This is a genomic window from Chitinophaga sp. Hz27 (assembly GCF_042263525.1).
Lineage (GTDB): Bacteria > Bacteroidota > Bacteroidia > Chitinophagales > Chitinophagaceae > Chitinophaga.
In genome coordinates this window covers 104,636-127,347 of the sequence record NZ_JBHKFJ010000002.1, presented here as the reverse complement: position 1 = coordinate 127,347, position 22,712 = coordinate 104,636, and the positions used below count along the sequence as shown (strand labels likewise).

Here is a 22,712-nt window from a genome sequence, read left to right as displayed (position 1 = left end):
TATTATAAATGATAAAATGCGATGGCATTGCCACCCATTATTTTTTGTTGTTCTACAGATGATAACCTGCTGATATAATCTGTTATGATATCTTTTACTTCGCCGTATTCCGCTGCCAGCAAGCACACCGGCCAGTCGGAACCAAAGAGTAGTCTGTCGCAGCCGAAGGCTTCCAGTACCGTATCGAGGAAAGGTTCGAATTGATGTGCTTTCCAGTTTTTCCAGTCGGCTTCTGTTACCAATCCACTTATCTTACAGCACACATTAGGTGCAGCGGCGATTTTGCGAATATGAGCAGCCCAGGTATCTAATTCCCCTTTTTTGAAATCAGGTTTGGCGAGATGATCGATAATCATTCGTTGTGCTGGAAACTGGTCAACAAATTTTTCTACGGCAGGTAACTGTTTCGGATATACGAGGATATCATAGGAAAAGTCATATTGTGCAAGGGCCAGAATCCCACGGCAAAAATCTTCCCTCAGCAGGAACATGGGATCTGGTTCCCCCTGAACAATATGACGAAAACCTTTCAGTTTTGGAAATTGGGAATAGTAGTGCAATTGCTCACTGATGCTTGTAGAACGGAGGTCCGTCCATCCTACTACTCCTTTGATAAAGTCATGTTTGGCTGCCAGGTCCAGCAGGAAAGCGGTTTCATTTTCTGACTGGTCTGCCTGCACTGCTACGCAACCCTGGATACCATGTGCTTTAAACACAGGCTCCAGCTGTTCCGGGAAGAAATCCTGACGGATGACTTCCATTGTATCATCTATCCACGCGTCGCGGATGGGATCATACTTCCAGAAATGTTGGTGTGCGTCTATTATCATAACGTTAGATTGTTTTTTCTCGCAAAGGTGCGCCTTCGGCGCTTTCCACGCAAAGCAGCATAAGGGGCAAAGCAGCAAAGGATCATGTTTTGTTGGTTAAGACCAATATCTAATTAAATATATTATGCAGGTCTTATGCTGCTTTGCCCCTTATGCTGCTTTGCGAGAAATAAATACTATAATGAAAAAATTCTATCCATCATCACCCACTTCTCTCCTTGCTTAGCAACGGGGATCGCCTGCTGGTATTTCCACATCAGTTGTTCCCATTCCTGTACCTTCGGATTAGCGGCGTCCATGGCTCCTTTACGCTCAAAAGAAAATGAGGCATCGGTTTCCATGATCATAAACAAGCGGTTTCCTGCACGGTAGATTTCCATGCCGGTGATACCGCTGTCGGTGATACTCTTTTTTATTTCCGGCCATACCTCGCGATGATAGAATTCATATTCGCCTATCAACTGTGGGTCATCTACCAGATCTAATGCCAGACAATATCTTGCCATATCAGAATTATTTATATGCTACAGCAGTTTGTTTGGAAGAGCCCAGATGATCGATACCCAGTTCTACTACGTCTCCTGGTTTCAGATATACCTGAGGGTTCATACCCAGGCCAACGCCAGCAGGCGTACCGGTGGAGATCACATCACCTGGGAGCAGGGTCATGAACTGGCTGAGGTAAGATACCAGAAAAGGTATTTTGAAGATGAGATTAGCGGTAGTACCGTCTTGCATGGTTTTACCATTAACGGTGAGCCATAAACGCAGGTTGTTGATATCTGAGATTTCATCCTGTGTAGCGAGCCATGGGCCTAAAGGTGCGAAGGTGTCGCAGCTTTTTCCTTTCACCCACTGACCACCTCTTTCGATCTGGAAAGCGCGTTCGCTATAATCGTTGTGCAGGCAGTAGCCGGCAACATAATCCAGTGCATCTTTTTCTTCTACATAGCTGGCTTTTTTACCGATAACAACGGCCAGTTCTACTTCCCAGTCAGTTTTTTCACTGTTACGAGGGATGATGAGGTTGTCGTTAGGACCTACCAGAGAAGAGGTACTTTTAAAGAACACGATTGGTTCTGCAGGGATGGCTGCATTTGTTTCTTTAGCGTGATCAGCGTAGTTAAGGCCGATACAAACTATTTTGGAAGGGCGTGCGATAGCGGAACCGAGGCGGGTACCTGCAGGCACCTGCGGACAGTTAGCACTGTTAGCAGCCCACCATTCGGCGAGGCGTTGCAGACCATTCGTCTCAAAAAATTTCTCTCCATAATCTTCGCCAAATGCGCTTACATCAAACATGCCGGCATCCGTTGCCACACCTGGCTTTTCAGCACCTGCTAAACCAAACCTGATAAGTTTCATTAGACTTTTTTTATTGTTTGCTATTATTTTATTTCTTTCAGATGATCCACCTGTAAGTGGCCATCTTCTACTTTCAGATCCATTACAGCATCCAGTTTCCCCTCTTTTTCCATAGAGAAATAAACCTGATCTGGTTTGCCGGTGGTCTGGATAACTGGTTTGTAACCTTTAGGAACAGGCATGGTCATCGTTTTATTAACACCTGCAAATTCCACGTAGAGTACTACGTTATCTGGTTTATCGGAAGGTCTTATTTCAGCAATAAAATCTTCGATGATTTTACCGGATTTAATATTCTTTTTATAAGAATTTGTTGTTCCGGAAGCGGCGGCGGCTACTTTTCCCAGGCCTTGTACATTTTCCATGTATAACCATACTGGTTTTGGAGGTACGGTGGCCCAGAAGATTTTCAGTGCGCCATTGCTACTGTCTACGCTGGCGTGGTAATAACGAGGCGCGCGGTTAGGCTTTACTACGCCGATGTATGCGCTGTTAGGCTTATCCCAGGCTACACGGATCACATCATTATCAGTGCCTTCGGTGAGGATGGCCTGGTCGAAAGATTTTTCTTTTTCCTGACCATTGATAGCGAATTTGATTACTACCTGCGCAGTGTCTTTATTTCTGTTTTTGAGGGTAACATCCACTTTTCCGGCTGGAGTAGCGGGTGTCATCGGAACAGAGTCGGATTGCTGTGCAGTACCTGCTGCGTTGTCTTTACCATTATTACAAGCGGCAAACCCTAAAGTAGCCAGTGCCAGGTAAACGGGAAAATGTTTCATGAACGTTTAGGTGATTTGTTATAAAAAAATAAAAATAGGCATTCGACCTAAAGTTACACTCAACATATTAAAATATTAGTTATTAAGACGGATAAAACCTCCATCGATTGGGTAATCAGAACCAGTGATAAATCCGGCTTCATCGGAGCAGAGGTAAAGCGCCAGCGTACCTACTTCTGCAGGTTTAGCCATACGGCCGATAGGCTGGGTTTTGCTCAGTTTTTCGAACATCTCTGCTTCTTTACCAGGATAATTTTTAGCAATGAACCCATCTACGAAAGGCGTATGTACTCTGGCCGGAGACACACAGTTGCAGCGGATATTATCGCCCAGGTAGTCTTTCGCTACGGAGAGCGTCATGGTTAATACAGCACCTTTACTCATAGAGTACGCGAACCTATCCGGGATACCCACACTGGAAGCGATAGATGCGATATTTAAGATGACACCGCCGCCTTGTTTTTTCATCTGACCAATAACCGCATACATACAGTTGTAAGTCCCTTTCACATTTACATTGTAAACGCGGTCAAAGTCTTGCTCAGCGGTATTCTCCAACTTACCTACATGTGCGATACCTGCGCAGTTAACGAGGATATCCAGTTTGCCGGCAGATTGGATAATATTATTCATTACAGCAACAACTGCTGCCTGGTCGGCAACATTGCAGGCATGTACCTGTGCTTTACCACCATCCGCAATAATTTCATCGGCAGTACCTTTACCACCCTCTGCATTCAGTTCCAGGATATGGACCTGAGCACCCTGTGCACCAAAACATTTAGCTATCGCCTGTCCTATGCCGCTACCACCGCCGGTGATAACTGCCACTTTATTATCTAATCTGAACAGCTCCATCGTAATAAAAATTTAAGGGTTCTAAAATAGGATTAATAGCTTGTGGATAACAACTGTATTTTCGCTGTATATTATACTTTATTAACCAATTTTCTAAAAAACAGGTATTTTTTGAGATAAATACATGAAGCGACGCTTTTCTAGTTAAAAATTAAAGCGAGTCTGTTCGAGCGCAACAGGATGGATTTTAATATATTTATTTGCTGTTTTTTAAACCTATAGCACTTACTTTTTTTAAGCTCAATTTATGTTAAAGAAATCCCTGGCTGTGATAGCATTTACATTAATGCTAGGCTCAGCAACCTATGCCCAGAAACAGGTTTTCCCAGGAAGCGTGGGAATAGCCATTGACAGCTCCCTCATGATGGCCAAACTACACATCGGCGGAAACGTAGTAGATTCAAATACCTCCACCTTCAGAATGGGTAGATCTAATGATCAGGGTAACCGTGACGCACCAATGTATGGCGTGTCCGGTGCTTACAATATCGATTTTGCCGGATACCGCGATGTTATCCCGAACCAGATCGGCGCCCGCATCAGAGCCGAAAGAATCAATCTATGGGGACAGTATTCATTAGTACAAGGCATGGACCTGGCATTTTCTACTTCCACCGGTGCGACTTCCGAATCATTAAAAGAACGGTTAAGAATTACAAACGCAGGAAATGTTGGTATTGGCACCAACCAACCCAATGCATTACTATCGATCAATTCACCTCAAATAAATATCCAGGAAATCACTAAACCTGGTATTCCTTCCAGCATTGGTGGCCTTATTTTTGGCAATGCCACTACTACTGATACCAACTTCATACCAATGATCAGAGGCCGTGCCAAGGCAGAAGGCAGACCTTTTGGATTGTATGTGATTGGTCATGCTGCGGATGTTGTCCCTACCGGTGACGATGCATTTTCAGCCGCTATACTACTGGATGCACGCGGAAAAGGCGATGTATCATTGCTCAACAATAATCTGCTGACAGTCTCCAATTATGGGAATCCGATGTTAATGGTGAAAAGCAACGGTTCCGTATGTGTTGGTACCACCGACGCTAAAGGTTATAAGTTTGCCGTTAATGGCAATGCTATATTCACTAAAGTTGTAGTCAAAGAAAATTCCAAATGGCCGGACTATGTTTTCACTCCCGACTACCAACTGCCATCACTAGGCTATTTGGAAGATTTTATCCGGGAACATCAGCACCTGCCTGGTTTTCCGGCGGCTGCTGCCATAGAACAAAACGGACAGGATATAGCAGCAGTAAACAGGCAACTGGTACAAAAAGTGGAGGAGCTTACACTCTATATTATTGAACTCAATAAACGTTTATCACAACAGGAAGAAAAAATCAACGCATTAAACAAAACCGTTTCTGGTAAATAAAATGTCCAATCTGTTTATAACTATATTTGTATGGTGCAAAACTGATTTTTTAACCTGGTCTTGATAAACCATGAATATACTAGCTAAGATTAGATGCCTTTTACTACTGGCTGCCACTACTTGTTTTACTGCTGTCAGCGCCCAGCAGATACCGTTAAACAAATACGGCCTTGCAGTGCTGACAGATAAAAAACAGTATGAGCAGCTGATTAAAAAAGACAGCACCCAGGAACTTGTCAACCTGGAAAAGTATATTCCTGGCATTAAGAAAGATGTAAGGTATGCTACCACTAATAACTTTACACACCAGGTATTATATCCCAATAATAACACGGCTATTTACCTGCGGAAGCCTGCAGCGGCGAAACTGAAGAAAGTCCAGGATATCTTGCACAAGCAGGGTTACGGCCTGTTGATCTATGATGCTTATAGACCGTACAGGTGTACGGAGCTGATGTTTAAGATCGTTCCAAACGATTTGTATGCAGCCGATCCCCGCAAAGGCTCTGGGCATAACCGCGGCGTAGCCGTAGACCTGAGCATGGTAGATCTTAAAACTGGTAAGCCGGTAGCAATGCCTACCGACTTCGATGACTTCACCTTTAAGGCGCATCAAAACTATCAGCCAAAAGATCCAACGGTAACGGCTAATCGTAAACTCTTGCGCGATACCATGAAAGCCGCTGGCTTCAAAGGAAGCAGTACCGAATGGTGGCACTTTTATCTACCTGATTATAAAAAATATCCGCTGATGGATATTGTATTCTAATATTGACGGCCGGAATGTTCCGGCCGTTTTCGTAATGGTTAAACAGCCAGATGTTGTACATGTAATAAAAGAAGAACAGAAGCTGCTACCAGCTCCTGCAAAGAAAGAAATTACGTCAACAGAAGCAGCGGTGATCAAACGTCCGATGGTATTTGGAAAACTTGGGCAGATAGAAATTCCTGATGGCGCTAAAGAGCAGCTGGACAGCGTTGCAAACATTCTGGCTAATTACCCGGATGTGAATATCCTGATCATCGGACATACTTGTGATATCGGCAGCGCAACAGCCAACTTAAAAGTGGGTGAAGCCAGAGCTAAGGCAGCAGCCCAATATCTGATCAGTAAAGGTGTTGCGGCTGGCAGGATTGAAACTAAATCGGAAGGAGATACAAATCCACTGGTTCCCAATACATCAGAAGAGAACAGAAGGAAAAACCGAAGAGTGACGATTGTATTACAATAACAATATAAATAAAAAGGCCGCTGATGCACTACGTCAGCGGCCCGTCAATCAAAGTAAATCAATCGTTATGAATACTAATAGATTTTGTTTAAAGCATCTACATACGCATGTACAGATGCATTTACGATGTCGGTAGAGTAACCGAAACCGTAGTACGACTGACCATTGTATTTCACGCGCATATTCACTTTGCTCACATCTTCACTACCGCCGTGCATAGCCTGAATACTGAATTCGTCCAGGTCTATATCATCTTTGATAATTTCGTGAATAGCGTTGATGGTGGCATTAACCGGACCATTACCAGCGGCACTTGCTTCTTTCTCTTCACCGTTGATCATCAGCTTTACAGTAGCCATAGGACGCAGCGGATCGCCACATACTACTTGCAGTAAGGTTACTTTAATACCTTTTTCATCATATACTTTGGCATCGCCATCTCCCATCAGCTGTAACAGGTCAGCATCAGAGATTTCTTTCTTATTATCAGCAATCACCAGGAAGCGTTCATAAACTTCATCCAGGTTGATTTTATCAATTTTATAACCGAGGCGCTCCAGGTGGTGCTTCAACGCATGACGACCGCTACGGGCTGTCAGGATAATAGCGTTGGAGTTAATCCCTACATCTTCCGGATTGAGGATCTCATAGTTTTCGCGATGTTTCAACACGCCATCCTGGTGGATACCAGAGCTATGCGCAAAAGCATTACGGCCTACGATTGCCTTGTTAGGCTGAACCGGCATACGCATCATAGTAGACACCATGTTGGAGATCTCGTAGATGCCTTTTGAATTGATGTTGGTATGATAACCTAAAGCGTGATGCGTTTTCAATATCATGGCTACTTCTTCGAGAGAAGTATTACCTGCACGTTCTCCGATACCGTTGATGGTACATTCTACCTGGCGTGCGCCATTCTGAATACCAGCGATGGTATTGGCGGTAGCCAGTCCGAGGTCGTTGTGGCAGTGAACAGAGATGATCGCTTTATCGATGTTAGATACATGATCTACCAGGTATTTGATTTTAGCGCCATACTGATCAGGGAGGCAATAACCGTTGGTATCAGGGATGTTCACGGTGGTGGCGCCAGCAGCAATAACTGCTTCGATCATACGAGCCAGATATTCGTTGTCTGCACGGCCAGCATCTTCCGCATAAAATTCTACGTCGTCGGTGAATTTACGGGCATATTTTACTGCATCTACAGCACGCTGGAGGATTTCATCGCGGGTGCTGTTGAATTTATATTTGATATGCATATCGGAAGAACCGATACCGGTATGAATACGACCACGTTTTGCAAAACGCAGTGCTTCAGCAGCAGCATCGATATCCTTGGTATTAGCGCGTGTCAGTGCACATATAACGGGTTCAGAAATTGCTTTGGAAATCTCCACCACACTCTGGAAATCGCCAGGGCTGGAGATGGGGAAACCAGCCTCGATGATATCCACACCCAGCGCTTCCAGTTTCTTCGCGATTTCAATTTTTTCTACAGTGGTCAGCTGACAGCCAGGCACCTGTTCACCATCGCGCAGCGTGGTATCAAAGACGTATACACGATTTTTATCCATGATAGTGTAACTATTTTCGGTTTAGTAAGATTAGTTCAGGTTCTCCAGTACTTTCGCACCCATGGCGTCTGTACCCATAATAAATTCGTTCTCCGTATGCTTGTTGGCGATATCCATTGTTCTGTAACCCTGGCGCAGTGTAGCTTCCACCGCTTTAATCACACGCTGTGACTCAGTTTTCAGTCCAAAAGAAATATCCAGCATCAGTGCTGCGGAAAGGATAGACGCCAATGGGTTGGCAATACCTTTACCAGCAATATCATGTGCAGAACCGTGGATAGGCTCATAGAAACCTACTTTATCACCTACAGATGCTGAAGCCAGCATACCCATAGAACCAGCGATCTGGCTAGCCTCATCTGTCAGGATATCTCCAAAAAGATTACCGGTAAGTACTACGTCGAAACGCTTAGGATCTTTGATCAACTGCATTGCTGCGTTATCAATGAACATATGTTCTGTTTCTACATCAGGATATTCTTTTGAAATTTCCTGCACCACTTCTCTCCACAGACGGCTGGCTTCCAGCACGTTTGCTTTATCTACAGAGCAAAGTTTATTACGACGTGTACGTGCTGCTTCATAAGCTTTACGGGCAATACGCTCCACTTCATAACGATGATAAATCATCAGGTCAGAAGCAGTATTACGATCTTCTGTTCTTTTCTTCTCACCAAAATATACATCACCGGTCAACTCACGGAAGAAAAGAATATCAGCACCACGAAGGATTTCAGGCTTGATACTGGAAGCTTCCAGTAGCTCGTCGAACAATTTGATAGGACGCAGGTTAGCATATAAGCCCAGTTCCTTGCGGATTTTCAGGAGGCCCTGTTCTGGTCTTACTTTCAAGGTAGGATCGTTATCATATTTAGCATGACCAATAGCGCCAAACAGGATAGCATCGCTGTTTCTAGCACGGTCCAGCGTACTGTCTGGCAGCGGATCACCGGTAGCTTCAATAGCCACATGGCCCATCATACCTTCTTCAAAATGGAAAGTATGACCATAATTTTTCGCAATGGTTTCCAGTACTTTTTGTCCCCAGGCTGTTACTTCCTGTCCGATTCCATCACCTGGAATTACTAATATTTTCTTTTCAACGCCCATGTAGAGTGTGCTTTATGATGTATGTAAGGTGTGCTTAAAAATTGAATGGTCTGGATTGTTCGTAGGTTTCGATTTCCTTGCGTAAACTCAGCAGGTAGTCGATATCATCGTAACCATTGAGCAGACATGTTTTTTTGTAAGGATTGATATCAAAGTTTTCCTGTTCACCGGTAGCTTTAATTTTGATGAACTGGTTATTCAGATCTACTTCCAGTTCTGCTTTCGGATCTTTTTCGATTGCCAGGAAAACTTTTTCCAGGAAGGCTTCACTTACTTGTACAGGCAGGATGAAGTTATTGAGTGCATTGTTTTTGAAGATATCAGCGAAGAAGCTGCTGACAACTACTTTGAAGCCATAGTCGGCGATGGCCCAGGCAGCATGCTCGCGAGAAGAGCCACAGCCGAAGTTTTTACCACCTACTAATATCTTACCACTGTAAGTAGGATTGTTGAGAACGAAGTCAGCTTTAGGTGTATTATCAGCCTCAAAGCGCCAGTCGCGGAAGAGGTTTTCACCGAAACCATCTCTGGTGGTAGCTTTCAGGAAGCGTGCAGGAATGATTTGATCTGTATCTATATTTTCAATCGGTACAGGTACCGCAGAAGAAACTAAATGTTGAAATGTTTTACTCATTGTCAGATTATTTTTTGACGGCGACCACACGAAGGCGGACGTAGTCTGCATATAAATTACCTTCTCTTGTCAAGGCTGGTCCTACTTCTTCCTGTACCTGCTGTAGTATTTCCTTTTTATCTTTTTCAGATACCTGGGCAAAGAAATGATCACCGAACATCTCTAACCAAACGCTGATACCGGTTTCAGGATCTGCCAGTTTGGTAGGTCTTTCGAAGAAGAGGATTTTTTCTACGGTGAATCCTGCTTTTTCCAGCAGGGTTGCGTATTCGCCTGGAGAAGGGAAATACCAGAACGGCTGATAGGTATATCCTTTTTGCTGCATTACATATTCCAGTTCACGGAGGATGCTGTTTACATTGCCCTTACCGCCCATTTCCAGTACTAGTCGTCCGTTTTGGCGGAGATGTGCGTACATGCGTTCGATGGCTTTTTCTTTTTCTTGCACCCAGTGTAGGGTGGCATTGGAAAAGATGGCATCAAACTGTTGGTGCAGGTCAAAGGAAGCGGCATCAGCAACTGCAAAGTTCACATTTGGAAAATGTGCTTTAGCACTGCTGATCATCTTAGGTGAAGCATCAATACCGGTTACATTAGCGCCGGTTTCAGCCAGTTGGGCTGTGAGCTCACCAGTACCGCAACCGAGATCCAGAATGGATTCTCCGGGTTGTGGATTCAGCCATTCAATGAGGCTGTTGCCATATTCAAACACGAAGTTGTGTTTGGTTTTGTATAAGTCAGCATTCCATTGGTCCATATAATGAGCGTTTAGCCGTGTAGGTAATTAAACCAGTTCTCTTACATCAGTTACGCGACCGGTGATAGCGGCAGCAGCAGCTGTCAGCGGACTCGCGAGGAAGGTACGGGCATTAGGTCCCTGGCGTCCTTCGAAGTTGCGGTTGGAGGTAGAGATACAATACATGCCAGCAGGAACTTTATCTTCGTTCATACCGAGGCAGGCACTGCAACCTGGTTCACGCAGCTGGAATCCGGCAGCAGCCAGTACTTTATCAATACCTTCTGCTTTAGCCTGGGCTTCTACCTGTTTAGAACCTGGTACTATCCAAGCCACTACATCTGCTGCTTTCTGTTTGCCTTTTACGAAATCGGCCACCAGACGCAGATCTTCTATGCGGGAGTTGGTACAGCTACCAATAAATACGTAGTCGATTTTTTTGCCAAGGAGTTCAGCTCCTGCCTGCAGGTCCATATATTCCAGCGATTTTTTGAAAGAAGGTCTTTCTTTCTCATCGATCTGCTCCAGGGAAGGGATGTTACGGGTGATGCCCATACCCATGCCAGGATTGGTACCATAGGTGATCTGCGGTTCGATATCTGCCGCATCGAAAGTCAGCACGGTATCAAATGCTGCGTCTGCATCGGAAAATAAAGTTTTCCAGTAAGCGAGGGATTTATCCCAGGCTTCGCCTTTAGGCGCAAACTCACGGCCTTTAATATATTCGAAGGTGATGTCGTCCGGAGCGATCATACCACCACGAGCACCCATTTCGATACTCATGTTGCAGATGGTCATACGTGCTTCCATGCTCAGACTACGAATGGCGTCGCCGGCATATTCTACGAAATAACCGGTAGCACCGGATGCAGATATTTTAGAGATGATATACAGGATGATATCTTTGGAGAGAACGCCTTTTTTCAGCTGGCCGTTCACTTCAATTTTCATGCGTTTAGGCTTGTATTGCAGGATACATTGAGTCGCCATTACCTGTTCTACTTCGGAAGTACCAATACCGAAAGCTACTGCTCCGAAGGCGCCATGAGTAGAAGTATGGCTGTCGCCACAAACGATGGTCATTCCAGGAAGCGTGATACCTAGTTCAGGGCCAATAACATGAACGATACCCTGGTAAGGATGTCCCAGACCATACAGTTCCACCCCGAATTCGGCCGTGTTTTTAGTCAGCATTTCCACCTGGTGGCGGCTCAGTGCTTCCTTAATAGGCAGGTGCTGATCCATTGTTGGCACGTTGTGATCGGCAGTGGCCCTAGTTTTGGCAGGACGAAAAACCGGGATGCCTCTCTTGCGCAAACCATCGAATGCCTGAGGGCTGGTTACCTCATGGATAAAGTGCGTGTTGATATACACGGCATCCGGATGACCAGGTTTACTCATCACGATGTGGCTGTCCCAGATTTTGTCAAATAACGTTTTTCCCATCCTTATTGCTTCCTTTTTAAATTGTTTATACCTTCAAATCTAATGGACGATATTTAATGTACATATCGCTAAATTTGTCTTAATTACAACTTTTAAACGCCATTGATAAACATTAAAATATTGTTTATCAATATTTTACAAGATTTTATTAACGATGCCCAACAGTCAAAGTGATGCGTTATTCATATTAATAAAAACCTTAACGAAAGCTGAAAAACGTAGTTTTCAGCTAACTTTCAATAAGAATAATACGAAGGAGGACGTACTTTTTATACAATTGTTCAATACGTTGGACAAGCTAAAAGAGTATGATGAAGAGCAGATCTTGAAGAAGGTCCCTGATCTGAAGAAGCAACAGTTATCGAATGTAAAAGCGCATCTCTACAAACATTTACTGACCAGCTTACGACAACTGTACAAGCAGAAAGACCCGCTGATAGACCTCCGGGAGCAGCTGGACCATGCCCGTGTACTGTACAATAAGGGATTATATAACCAGGCACTGAAGATCCTTGGCAAAGCCAAAACCATGGCCTATGACCAGGAAGAAGTGATGCTGGGCTATGAGATCGTGGAATTTGAGAAGCTGATAGAATCAAGACATATCACCCGAAGCCTGGAAAACCGCGCGGAGGCATTGAGTGCGGAATCCAAACAGATTCAATACCAGCTGACCAACATCAGCATGCTTTCCACACTTTCACTGCGTATGTATGGCCTCTACCTTAAATTAGGGCATGCCCGTAATGAAAGAGACGCAGAAATGGTAAAATCCTTTTTTGAAAGTCAGCTGCCACCGCATAAGCTGGCAGATATGAGCTTCTACGAAAAAGTATACATGTACCAGGCCAGCTGCTGGTATTTCTATATCCTGCAGGACTTCGTAATGTACTACAGGTATACGCAGAAATGGGTAGATCTGTTTAAGCAGTATCCATCCTTGCAGCAAACAGATATGGATCTGTACATCAAGGCCCAGCATAACCTGCTGACGGCACATTTCTATACCAGTAACTTCGAGAAATTCAAAACAGCGTTATGTGAGCTGGAAGCATTCATAGTGGCGAATCAGGAGAGCTTCCATGAGAACACGCGCACTTCGGCATTTGTGTATCTGTACACCGCAAAGATTAATCGTTATTTCCTGGAAGGTACGTTTACACAGGGTTTGGCGATGGTGCCGGAGTTGGAATCCGAAATCAGCAATCATACCCTGAAAATAGATCAGCATCGTGTATTGGTGTTTTATTACAAGATTGCCTGTTTATATTTTGGTAGTGGCGACAATAGTAAGGCTATTGTTTATCTCAATAAAATCATCAACCTGAAGATAGGCAACCTGCGTGCCGACATACAGTGTTTTGCGCGCATACTGCATCTGATAGCGCATTATGAGCTGGAGAACTACAGTCTGGTGGAATATCTGATCAAATCCGTGTATCATTTCATCTCCAAAAACAAAGACCTTGGATCAGTGATGGATGAGATCATGAAGTTCTTACGTAAATACATATACGCTAATCCTAAAGAGTTGCGTAATGCATTCGTAGATTTAAAACACAGACTGGAAGTAATTTCAGAGGATCCGTATGAGCGTCGTTCCTTCTTATATCTCGATATAATTTCCTGGCTCGAAAGCAAGATTGACGGCCGTCCGGTGCAGGAAGTTATTCAACGTAAGTTTCAGAATAAGGAACGCAGGATTTAGTTGTTTAAAATATTATTTATGCAGATGATCGAGTAGATTTTTCTGTAGATAAAAAGAGATGGCATTTTTTCGATGCCATCTCTTTTTTTATGTGAATATTATTGATTGTTCTTTATCAAAAGAAATCGTTTTTAACCATAATAACACTCATAGTATCATTCCTACAAAACCCTTATCAGCAAATGGTTTCAAGAAAAATTATTTACTAATTTTCTTGGCAGAGATGAGATTTGTTTCTATCTTCGAAGTGACATAAATATAAGGTATCTATTACCGATTTCTTTGAGCCTGGGAGCTACCTACTCCCAGGCTCTTTCTTCCCCAACTTATTTTGCCATAGTGGTAAAATTGCCCAACATTGCCAGGGCGTTTAATGGCGATGATAAATTGTATTTATGTCGAATTTTTCTTTATGCAATTGTGTCAACGGATGGGTATTTACTCCTTATCGCAAGATAAGAGGCGTGTGTGGCATCCCACAGGTGGCGTCTATCGATTCCCTTGCCAGTGCAAAATTGAAAAAGACATTAATAATAAATAGGTAGTTTATTATTAATGAGAATTGGGTTAGCCCCTCGCGAAGTTTCTACTTCGGGCAGGGGTTATCCTGCAGCCCAGAAGTCTGAATAAGACGCATCGTAACATTCTTCCGTACATCCCTTGTAATCCTCCTAACTCCTTATTTCTATTCAATACTTATTGTAGTTAGATCTCCAGTATTTATAAGATCATTATACAAATAATACTCAAATTATCATTCCTACAAAACCCTTATCAGCAAAGGGTTTCAAGAAAAATTATTTACTAATTTTCTCGGCAGAGATGAGATTTGTTTCTATCTTCGATTCAGTTCATTACTTTATTGCACATAAGTGCAACGTTTGAAAGAAAATATACAAGCCTGGGAGAGGTCTAACTCCCAGGTTTATTTTCTCCTTAACTTATTTTACCATCCTGGTAAAATCACCGAAAGTCACTTGGGTACTTTTTCAGGTGACAATTTCAACCTGAGGTAATGAACACCAAACAAAGCCAGTGCTTTTTTAATTGTAAACATGGTTGGATTTTTACACCTTATCGTAAGATAAGAGGTGTAAAAGTATGGCACCCCACTGGTGGTGTCTATAGATTTCCATGTAATTGTCAGATTGAAAAAGGAAAACATTAAAGGTGCATTTAGACCATGTACTTAAATGTAATTTTGGGTTAGCCCCTCGCGAAGTTTCTACTTCGGGCAGGGGGTAACCTGCAGCCCAGCAGTCTGAATAAACCATATCATTTCATTTACATTCACTATATGGATCAATCTCAGGATCTCATTTTTCTATCCATACCTTATTGTAGTTGGATTTCCAGTTTTCATAAGAATATTATACTAATAATATTCAAATTATCATTCCTATAAAACCCTTATCAGCAAAGGGTTTCAAGAAAAAATATTTACTAATTTTCTTGGCAGAGATGAGATTTGTTTCTATCTTCGAAGAGTCATGTAAGAAAAGGTATCAGATACCAATTTTTTAGAACCTGGGAGCAGCCTAACTCCCTGGCTCTTTTTTCCCCAACCTTATTTTACCATAGTGGTAAAATCACCTAACATCGCCAGGGTGGTTTATGGCGGTGTAATTTTTTTACATGACAAAAAATTGCCAGTTTAATTGTATCAACTGATGGGTATTCACTCCTTATCGTAAGATAAGAGGTATACGTATATGGCATCCTTCCGGTGGCGTCTATCGTTTCCCTTGCCGGTGTACACTTAAAAAGGACATTAATGATATACTTTAGGCAGTCATCGTTAATGGGGGTTTGGGTTAACCCCTCGCGAAGTTTCTATTTCGGGCAGGGGTTAACCTGCACCGGTAAAATGCAAATGACATAGCATCTCATTCTTACAGCATCCTTATCTGTAAGGCATTTCAGCAACCAATGTCATTCCGGCATTTCCAGCCACGGTTCATATCTTCTGTATTTCTTAAAAAATGTCAGTGCCGCTATCAGCTGCAATAACACAATGGCATACCAGGTCAAATATCCCAGTATCATAAATAATAACACAAAAGAAATCACCAGTATCCAACGGAAATGAATCTCTGCATTCATCTTTGGAAAATATAATAATACCCTAAATATGAGTAACAATGATATACCAGTAATGCCGGCAGTGATAATATCTGTAATCGAAAAACGATGATTATTATAACACAGCAGCATAATGGTCTCTGGTATATACATGATGATATACATACCTACTACTCGCGAATAATGCCGCAAGGTGCTAATAGGTAAGTTCTGTAACCAGTTCAGGTAAATTTCATCGAAAGCACGATGATGCAACATGAGCTGTGTATGCATTAGCACCGACATGATCACGCCGAGTTGTAAGGCACGCAAGTCAAAGAACTCACTCTGCGACATCAGGAAAAACGTCAGCCATAGTACCAACGCAGACCAAAGCTTCGTGAGAAACATCTTTCGTGGGAAAACAGTAAATAGCTCGTAGAAAAAATATAATACCGGCGGCTTCACAAATAATTTATCCAGCCATCGGGAGAAACGCGTGCTGAAAAAGAAAACATCTGGCTGCCATAATTTTTTCTCGAATAACGGCAACGGCCATACGCACATTATAATATTAAATACAATAATTAACGATGCAGGTATATAATAATGTTTCCAAAATCCTACCGCCGCAGCGATCAATCCATATATAAATACCGGCAGATAATTAAGAAACTGCACGCGCAGCCATATCCTGCGCCGCTGTGGCGTTTCTATACAACCTAACGTGCTATACAGAAAAAAATATTGCGGCAACTGCATGACCTTCATCACATACCCTGTACATTTTATGGAATAGAGTCCCCATAATACAAATACCAGCAGTAGAAATCCCCAACTGCTCAGAAAGCCTTCCATCAGTCCGAGATGATAATACAAGAGGTTTGACCCGTTGACAATGCCAAAAAGAAAATAAAATATTATCAGAAAAAACCCTGTGTTCTCTATATAAAATCGGGTAGAGAAAATTTTTTGCAGGATAGTGTTCGTATGCCTCATACTAATTCAACGTAATATTTCTGTTGTGGATGGTCAGTGTTCCGTTAATGGTAACTTTTGCGGGGTCCAGTGGTTGGTGGGAGGTAATGCAGAAGCTTACGCCCCGACTGTGATATTGATTGATAAGGTCATAGAGTATGGTCACAGTACGGGTATCTATAGTGATCAGCGGTTCGTCCAGGAGGATGAGTGCCGGATTACCACAAAAGGCCAGCATAAGGCTCAATTTTTTCAACATCCCGCTACTGTAGCTACTTACAGGGTTATTCACAAAGTTACCCACACCGAGCAAGGATTGGATTTCCTGCATTAGCTGCCTATCCCCTCCTTTGGTATTGAGGTAGAGGTTTATCAGGTCTTTCCCTGTGAGGAAGGCGGGGTATAACGGTTCTGCCTCAGCGTAGTTGATCAGTCGGCGGTAAGCCACTGGCTGTCCGGCGTTATTCACGGTACCATTAATAATAATATCTCCTTTGAAGGGTAGCAAACCGGCCATCACCTTCATACAGGTGGTTTTACCGGCGCCGTTCTCGCCTTTCAGCCAATAGATCCCATGTCCCAGGGATAGATGGGGAATATCCAGTACCGGGATATCCTGATAACTTTTTCTGATGGCGGACAATGTGATTACCGAATCGGGCATATCTTAACAGCATTAATACTATAAATATCAAAAATTGTATGATATATATCCTGAAATTGTCATAAAATTTATGAATCAATTTTCCTATTGATGTTCAGTCACTTGGATAAATAAAAAGTCAATTCTTCTAAGTTAGTAGAAAAAAGAGCCATATTACGAGATTGTTTTGCACACATCAAAAACAAATAAATGTGCGAAACGTAAATCGTCTAAAACCCTTTACTATTCTATTGTTTAACAATACCCACACTCTTTTTCCACACCTGTTGAAAACTATTACTTCCATGCTAACTAACAGCTCTTACATTTGTAATCCTGAGCGTATGGATTTCAACACCTGAGCATTAGAAAATGTAGCGGATTGATTTAGGAGTTTTTTTGCGGATGCGAACCCCAAAAGGAAAATCAGAAACCTTCGACAGTACCCATAAAATATTTTTTATTTATGAACAACGAGAATGAAATTCTTTTAAAAGAGAACAAGGACCGTTTTGTGTTATTACCAATCAACTATCCTAAAATATGGGAACAGTACAAAAAACATGAAGCGAGTTTCTGGACAGCCGAAGAGATTGATCTGGGTAGCGATTTGAAAGACTGGGCGAACTTAAATGATGGCGAGCGTCATTTTATTTCACATGTACTTGCATTTTTTGCTGCCAGCGATGGTATCGTAAACGAAAACCTCGCTGTAAACTTCATGAGTGAAGTTCAGATCCCGGAAGCCCGCTGCTTCTATGGTTTCCAGATCATGATGGAAAACATTCACTCCGAAACATACGCCCTGCTGATCGATACTTATGTTAAAGATCCTGTAGAAAAAGATCGTTTATTCCATGCCATCGATACTGTTCCTGCTGTTAGAAAAAAAGCAGATTGGGCATTACGCTGGATCGAAAACGGTTCATTTGCTGAAAGACTGGTAGCATTCGCCGCTGTAGAAGGTATCTTCTTCTCTGGTAGCTTCTGCTCTATCTTCTGGCTGAAAAAACGTGGCCTCATGCCAGGACTGACTTTTTCTAACGAACTGATCAGTCGTGACGAAGGCCTGCACTGTGAATTTGCCTGCCTGTTGTACTCTATGCTGGAAAATAAATTAAGCGAGGAACAGGTACACGCAATCATCAGCAACGCAGTAGAAATCGAAAAGGAATTCATCACAGACGCTTTACCAGTAGATCTGATCGGTATGAACTCCCGCCTGATGCAACAATATATAGAATTCGTGGCCGACAGATGGCTCTCTGAACTGGGATATAGCAAAATATTCAACGCCAGCAATCCATTTGATTTCATGGAAATGATTTCTCTCCAGGGAAAAACCAATTTCTTTGAAAAACGTGTAGGCGATTATCAGAAAGCGGGCGTACTCGGTGGTACCAAAGAATCACAGACATTCAGCCTGGAAGAAGATTTCTAATTTTTTGTTTTCCTAACCTCTTAAATTCATTTACCCATGTTCGTAATTAAAAGAGATGGCAGAAAAGAAGCAGTGAAATTTGATAAAATCACTGCACGTATTGAAAAGCTTTGCTACGGCTTCAATACGGAATATGTTGACGCGATAGATGTAGCAAAAAAAGTGATTCAGGGATTATATGATGGCGTAACAACAACCGAACTGGATAACCTCGCTGCCGAAACAGCAGCTTCACTGACAACAAAGCACCCGGACTACGCACTGCTGGCTTCACGCATCGCAGTTAGTAACCTCCATAAAAATACAGAGAAATCGTTCTCCAAAACGATGAAGATCCTCTATAACTATGTGGATCCTAAAATTGGAAAACCAGCGCCATTGCTGTCTGATGAGGTATATGAAATCATTGAGAAAAATGCAGAGCTCCTGGATTCTACTATCATCTATGATCGCGATTTCGCATTCGATTACTTCGGTTTCAAAACACTGGAACGCTCCTACCTGCTGAAAACAGATGGTCGCATCCAGGAACGCCCACAACATATGTTCATGCGCGTGTCTGTAGGTATTCACAAAGAAGATATCGAATCTGCGATCAAAACTTATAACCTGATGAGCGAACGTTGGTTTACACATGCTACTCCAACCCTGTTCAACTCAGGTACACCTAAAGCACAGATGTCTTCCTGCTTCTTGCTTGCCATGCAAGACGATAGCATCGAAGGTATCTATGATACACTGAAACAAACAGCAAAAATCTCCCAGAGCGCCGGTGGTATCGGATTAAGCATCCACAATATCCGCGCTACGGGTTCTTATATCAGCGGCACCAACGGTACCAGCAATGGTATCATTCCAATGCTGCGCGTATTCAATGATACTGCACGTTATGTAGACCAAGGCGGTGGTAAACGTAAAGGCGCTTTCGCTATCTACCTGGAACCATGGCATGCAGATGTATTCGAATTCCTCGACCTGCGTAAAAACCACGGTAAAGAGGAACTCCGCGCCCGTGACCTGTTCTATGCCCTCTGGGTACCAGACCTGTTCATGAAACGCGTAGAACAAAATGGCGAATGGTCATTATTCTGCCCACATGAAGCACCAGGCATGCACGAATGCTGGGGTGAAGAATTTGAGGCACTCTATGAAAAATATGAGAAAGAAGGTCGCGCACGTAAAACCATCAAAGCACAAGATCTGTGGTTTGCCATCCTCGATGCACAAATCGAAACCGGTAACCCTTACATCCTGTACAAAGATGCTGCTAACCGCAAATCCAACCAGCAAAACCTGGGTACTATCAAAAGCTCCAACCTGTGTACAGAAATCATCGAGTATACAGATGCAAATGAAGTAGCGGTTTGTAACCTGGCTTCTCTGGCACTGCCACGCTTCGTAAATGAAGGCGCTTTTGATCATCAGCGTTTATTCGATGTTACCTATCAGGCTACTCTTAACCTGAACAGAATCATCGACGAAAACTACTACCCAGTAGAAGAAGCCCGCAACAGCAACACCCGCCACCGCCCTATCGGATTAGGCGTGCAAGGCCTGGCTGATGCGTTTATCCTCATGCGTTATCCTTTCGAAAGCGACGAGGCTAAAAAACTGAACAGCGAAATATTTGAAACCATCTACTTCGCTGCCATGACCGCTTCTAACGATCTGGCTAAAAAAGAAGGCGCTTACAGCACTTTCGAAGGCTCACCTGCAAGTAAGGGTATCTTCCAGTTTGATATGTGGAATGTAACTCCTTCTGCACGCTGGAACTGGGAAGCACTGAGAACCTCCGTTAAAGAACATGGTATCCGCAACTCCCTGCTGCTGGCGCCAATGCCTACAGCATCTACTTCTCAGATCCTCGGCAATAACGAGTGTTTTGAACCATATACTTCCAACATCTACACCCGTCGTGTATTGAGTGGTGAGTTTGTAGTGGTAAACAAACACCTGCTGAAAGATCTCGTAGAACTGGGTCTCTGGGATAATGATATGAAGAATAAAATCATTGCATCCAATGGTTCTATCCAGCATATCAACGAAATCCCTGCGAATATCAAAGAACTCTACAAAACCGTTTGGGAAATCAAACAACGTAATATCATCGATATGGCAGCAGACCGCGGCGCGTTCATCTGTCAGTCACAATCGCTGAACCTGTTCGTAGACACTCCTACTACCGGTAAACTCACCTCCATGCACTTCCACGCATGGAAAAAAGGTCTCAAAACCGGTATGTACTACCTGCGTACCCAAGCTGCCGCGCAAGCCGTACAGTTCACCGTTGAAAAACAAGGTGGCCAACAAGTACAGCCTGTTGTTGCCAAAGGCGCAGATATCTCCATCGACGACATCCCTGTAGGTGCTGTTTGTACCATGGAAGAAGGTTGTGTTACCTGCTCCGCTTAATTACAAGAGGGTTAAATAAAAGTAAGTACCAAAATGGCGTCTCTACGAAGGTAGAGACGCCATTTTCTTTTCTAGCTATTTATATTTTATATATAGATTATTATTAATACATATTTTTGTAGTCCTAACTTAATCCCTATGAAATACTTACTAACGGTACTGGCTATAGCAACATCCCTACCATCGTTTGCCCAAAAAACAAGTGCAGGCAAACCATCCGCCAGCAAAGCCAAGGTGGTTACCGCTCATCCTGGAAAAGTCATAACACTCAATGACGAATCCAATAGGCGTTGCTGGTTTACGACCAAATATGCGAAAATTGACGACGAATATGTCACCACGTACCAGCTGTACTATAATCAAAATCTTACTGTACCACTGTATACTGTAAGAGCTATTCATAATCCATCTACCATGACTGTAAAAATTGAGTCCTTTGATGGCAACGGAGTCGGGCCTTTTAATTTTATTCGTGATGAGGATTATACCTATGACAGATATACGATACGCCCATTCGGAAGAGGAGGTGGACACAAACTTTTCTACGCGGAACCCACTCCCTGGCAGTTTTTAGTATTTTTCAATTCCACCGAATATACGTATGTAGATGTCATGTCTACCAGCATATTCAACCCTCAAACCAATATCTGGAGATTCCTGGTGTTGAAAGATAAAGAAGGATACGCCTCTCTTGCAAAAGCAAAGAAAACCGAGGGTGCCCTACCGCCGCCTATTACAGCACCTACAACAACCGAAACCAACGAGTAGTCTACTTTAACAATATTAAAAAAGCCATCTAACGGTAACGTCCGTACGATGGCTTTTGTGTATTTAAGAAAATCTGTCTATCTATTCTTCCTCATACCCCCACTGCTCCAGTAGCTCATTATACCGTGCTTCCGGCAGGCCTCTCTTATCATAATGCCCTGCCAGCATTTTCTGACGCATAGCCTCATAAATACTCACCGCACAAGCCACTGAGATATTCAGCGACTTAATAATACCCATCTGTGGAATGAGAAAATTACCATCTACTTTGGCGAGCATCTCCTCACTCACTCCAAAATGCTCATTTCCAAATACCAACGCCACAGAACCCTTAAAATCGATATCATACAAGCTTACCGCATCATGAGCCAGATGAGTAGCCATGATCTTGTCGTATTTGCTACGTAAGGCGGTAACGCAGGCCTCTAAATCATCAAACTGATACGCAGTCACCCATTTATCAGCACTGCTGCTGCTTCTATGCCCCCATTTCTTATGACGTGGCGCCTTATTATTCAACACATAGATTTCCTGGATCCCAACGGCATCGCATGTACGCATTACAGCAGAAATATTATGCGGGTCCTCCACATTTTCCAATACCACTGTCAGATTCGCCTGCCGTTTATTTAAAACCGACAGTATTCTTTCCCTTCTTTCTGGTGTCATATCAAAAAAATATTTATCCTAGAGGGTGTAAAATTACTAAATAAGGTAATTTCACGGCACAATCTTAAAATA

At 43.0% G+C, this 22,712-nt stretch carries 20 protein-coding genes; 7 read left to right on the top strand and 13 right to left on the bottom strand.

All coding sequences use genetic code 11. The features are described from left to right. Window positions 1-2 precede the first annotated feature (2 nt). From ACE38W_RS04400 to ACE38W_RS04380, 5 genes are all read right to left on the bottom strand, one after another. On the bottom strand, window positions 3-830 hold the full coding sequence (locus ACE38W_RS04400; protein WP_375829029.1) for an amidohydrolase family protein: 828 nt from the start codon (window positions 828-830) through the stop codon (window positions 3-5). Between the two features lie 176 nt (window positions 831-1,006). Continuing rightward, entirely contained in the window at window positions 1,007-1,336 is a 330-nt protein-coding gene (locus tag ACE38W_RS04395) for an L-rhamnose mutarotase (protein WP_375829028.1), read from the bottom strand. 7 nt (window positions 1,337-1,343) lie between these two features. After that, window positions 1,344-2,195: a fumarylacetoacetate hydrolase family protein gene (locus ACE38W_RS04390; protein ID WP_375829027.1), complete on the bottom strand. Its 852-nt coding sequence runs from the start codon at window positions 2,193-2,195 to the stop codon at window positions 1,344-1,346. A 23-nt stretch (window positions 2,196-2,218) separates the two neighbouring features. Beyond that, the gene (locus ACE38W_RS04385; protein ID WP_375829026.1) at window positions 2,219-2,977 is read right to left on the bottom strand and encodes a hypothetical protein; all 759 of its coding nucleotides are present in this window, start codon (window positions 2,975-2,977) and stop codon (window positions 2,219-2,221) included. 75 nt (window positions 2,978-3,052) lie between these two features. Beyond that, window positions 3,053-3,835 carry an SDR family NAD(P)-dependent oxidoreductase gene (locus tag ACE38W_RS04380; RefSeq protein WP_375829025.1) on the bottom strand — a complete coding sequence of 261 codons (783 nt, stop codon included), beginning with the start codon at window positions 3,833-3,835 and terminating at the stop codon, window positions 3,053-3,055. Window positions 3,836-4,082: 247 nt separating this feature from the next. Between ACE38W_RS04380 and ACE38W_RS04375 the strand changes: the two genes are divergently transcribed. From ACE38W_RS04375 to ACE38W_RS04365, 3 genes are all read left to right on the top strand, one after another. Continuing rightward, on the top strand, window positions 4,083-5,222 hold the full coding sequence (locus ACE38W_RS04375) for a hypothetical protein (protein WP_375829024.1): 1,140 nt from the start codon (window positions 4,083-4,085) through the stop codon (window positions 5,220-5,222). A gap of 70 nt (window positions 5,223-5,292) precedes the next feature. After that, window positions 5,293-5,991 (top strand): M15 family metallopeptidase, encoded by a 699-nt coding sequence (locus ACE38W_RS04370; RefSeq protein WP_375829023.1) that lies wholly within the window; start codon window positions 5,293-5,295, stop codon window positions 5,989-5,991. Beyond that, a complete protein-coding gene (locus ACE38W_RS04365; protein ID WP_375829022.1) occupies window positions 5,981-6,454 on the top strand; it encodes an OmpA family protein in 474 nt (157 codons plus the stop codon). The genes ACE38W_RS04370 and ACE38W_RS04365 overlap by 11 nt, the downstream gene beginning before the upstream one ends. Before the next feature lie 74 nt (window positions 6,455-6,528). Here the strand turns inward: ACE38W_RS04365 and ACE38W_RS04360 are convergent, their stop codons facing one another. From ACE38W_RS04360 to leuC, 5 genes are read right to left on the bottom strand one after another with little or no spacing between them, the layout of a single operon-like run. After that, complete coding sequence (locus ACE38W_RS04360; protein WP_375829021.1) at window positions 6,529-8,034, bottom strand: 2-isopropylmalate synthase; 1,506 nt, start codon at window positions 8,032-8,034, stop codon at window positions 6,529-6,531. 30 nt (window positions 8,035-8,064) lie between these two features. Continuing rightward, the gene (leuB, locus tag ACE38W_RS04355; RefSeq protein WP_375829020.1) at window positions 8,065-9,144 is read right to left on the bottom strand and encodes a 3-isopropylmalate dehydrogenase; all 1,080 of its coding nucleotides are present in this window, start codon (window positions 9,142-9,144) and stop codon (window positions 8,065-8,067) included. Window positions 9,145-9,178: 34 nt separating this feature from the next. Further along, on the bottom strand, window positions 9,179-9,778 hold the full coding sequence (leuD, locus tag ACE38W_RS04350) for a 3-isopropylmalate dehydratase small subunit (RefSeq protein WP_375829019.1): 600 nt from the start codon (window positions 9,776-9,778) through the stop codon (window positions 9,179-9,181). Between the two features lie 7 nt (window positions 9,779-9,785). Then, window positions 9,786-10,535 carry a class I SAM-dependent methyltransferase gene (locus ACE38W_RS04345; RefSeq protein ID WP_375829018.1) on the bottom strand — a complete coding sequence of 250 codons (750 nt, stop codon included), beginning with the start codon at window positions 10,533-10,535 and terminating at the stop codon, window positions 9,786-9,788. A 27-nt stretch (window positions 10,536-10,562) separates the two neighbouring features. Then, entirely contained in the window at window positions 10,563-11,960 is a 1,398-nt protein-coding gene (leuC, locus tag ACE38W_RS04340; RefSeq protein ID WP_375829017.1) for a 3-isopropylmalate dehydratase large subunit, read from the bottom strand. Between the two features lie 154 nt (window positions 11,961-12,114). Between leuC and ACE38W_RS04335 the strand changes: the two genes are divergently transcribed. After that, window positions 12,115-13,668 (top strand): hypothetical protein, encoded by a 1,554-nt coding sequence (locus ACE38W_RS04335; RefSeq protein ID WP_375829016.1) that lies wholly within the window; start codon window positions 12,115-12,117, stop codon window positions 13,666-13,668. Window positions 13,669-15,600: 1,932 nt separating this feature from the next. Here the strand turns inward: ACE38W_RS04335 and ACE38W_RS04330 are convergent. Continuing rightward, window positions 15,601-16,587, bottom strand: a complete 987-nt coding sequence (locus tag ACE38W_RS04330) for a hypothetical protein (protein ID WP_375829015.1) — start codon at window positions 16,585-16,587, stop codon at window positions 15,601-15,603. Between the two features lie 142 nt (window positions 16,588-16,729). Then, entirely contained in the window at window positions 16,730-17,371 is a 642-nt protein-coding gene (locus tag ACE38W_RS04325) for an ATP-binding cassette domain-containing protein (RefSeq protein WP_375829014.1), read from the bottom strand. 445 nt (window positions 17,372-17,816) lie between these two features. Between ACE38W_RS04325 and ACE38W_RS04320 the strand changes: the two genes are divergently transcribed. The 3 genes from ACE38W_RS04320 (at window position 17,817) to ACE38W_RS04310 (ending at window position 21,971) form a co-directional block, all read left to right on the top strand. Then, complete coding sequence (locus tag ACE38W_RS04320) at window positions 17,817-18,791, top strand: ribonucleoside-diphosphate reductase small subunit (RefSeq protein WP_375829013.1); 975 nt, start codon at window positions 17,817-17,819, stop codon at window positions 18,789-18,791. A gap of 36 nt (window positions 18,792-18,827) precedes the next feature. Next, entirely contained in the window at window positions 18,828-21,203 is a 2,376-nt protein-coding gene (locus tag ACE38W_RS04315) for a ribonucleoside-diphosphate reductase subunit alpha (protein WP_375829012.1), read from the top strand. Window positions 21,204-21,341: 138 nt separating this feature from the next. Continuing rightward, on the top strand, window positions 21,342-21,971 hold the full coding sequence (locus ACE38W_RS04310) for a hypothetical protein (protein ID WP_375829011.1): 630 nt from the start codon (window positions 21,342-21,344) through the stop codon (window positions 21,969-21,971). 81 nt (window positions 21,972-22,052) lie between these two features. Here ACE38W_RS04310 and ACE38W_RS04305 read toward each other — a convergent pair whose 3' ends face one another. After that, window positions 22,053-22,640 (bottom strand): TrmH family RNA methyltransferase, encoded by a 588-nt coding sequence (locus ACE38W_RS04305; protein WP_375829010.1) that lies wholly within the window; start codon window positions 22,638-22,640, stop codon window positions 22,053-22,055. Window positions 22,641-22,712 lie beyond the last annotated feature (72 nt).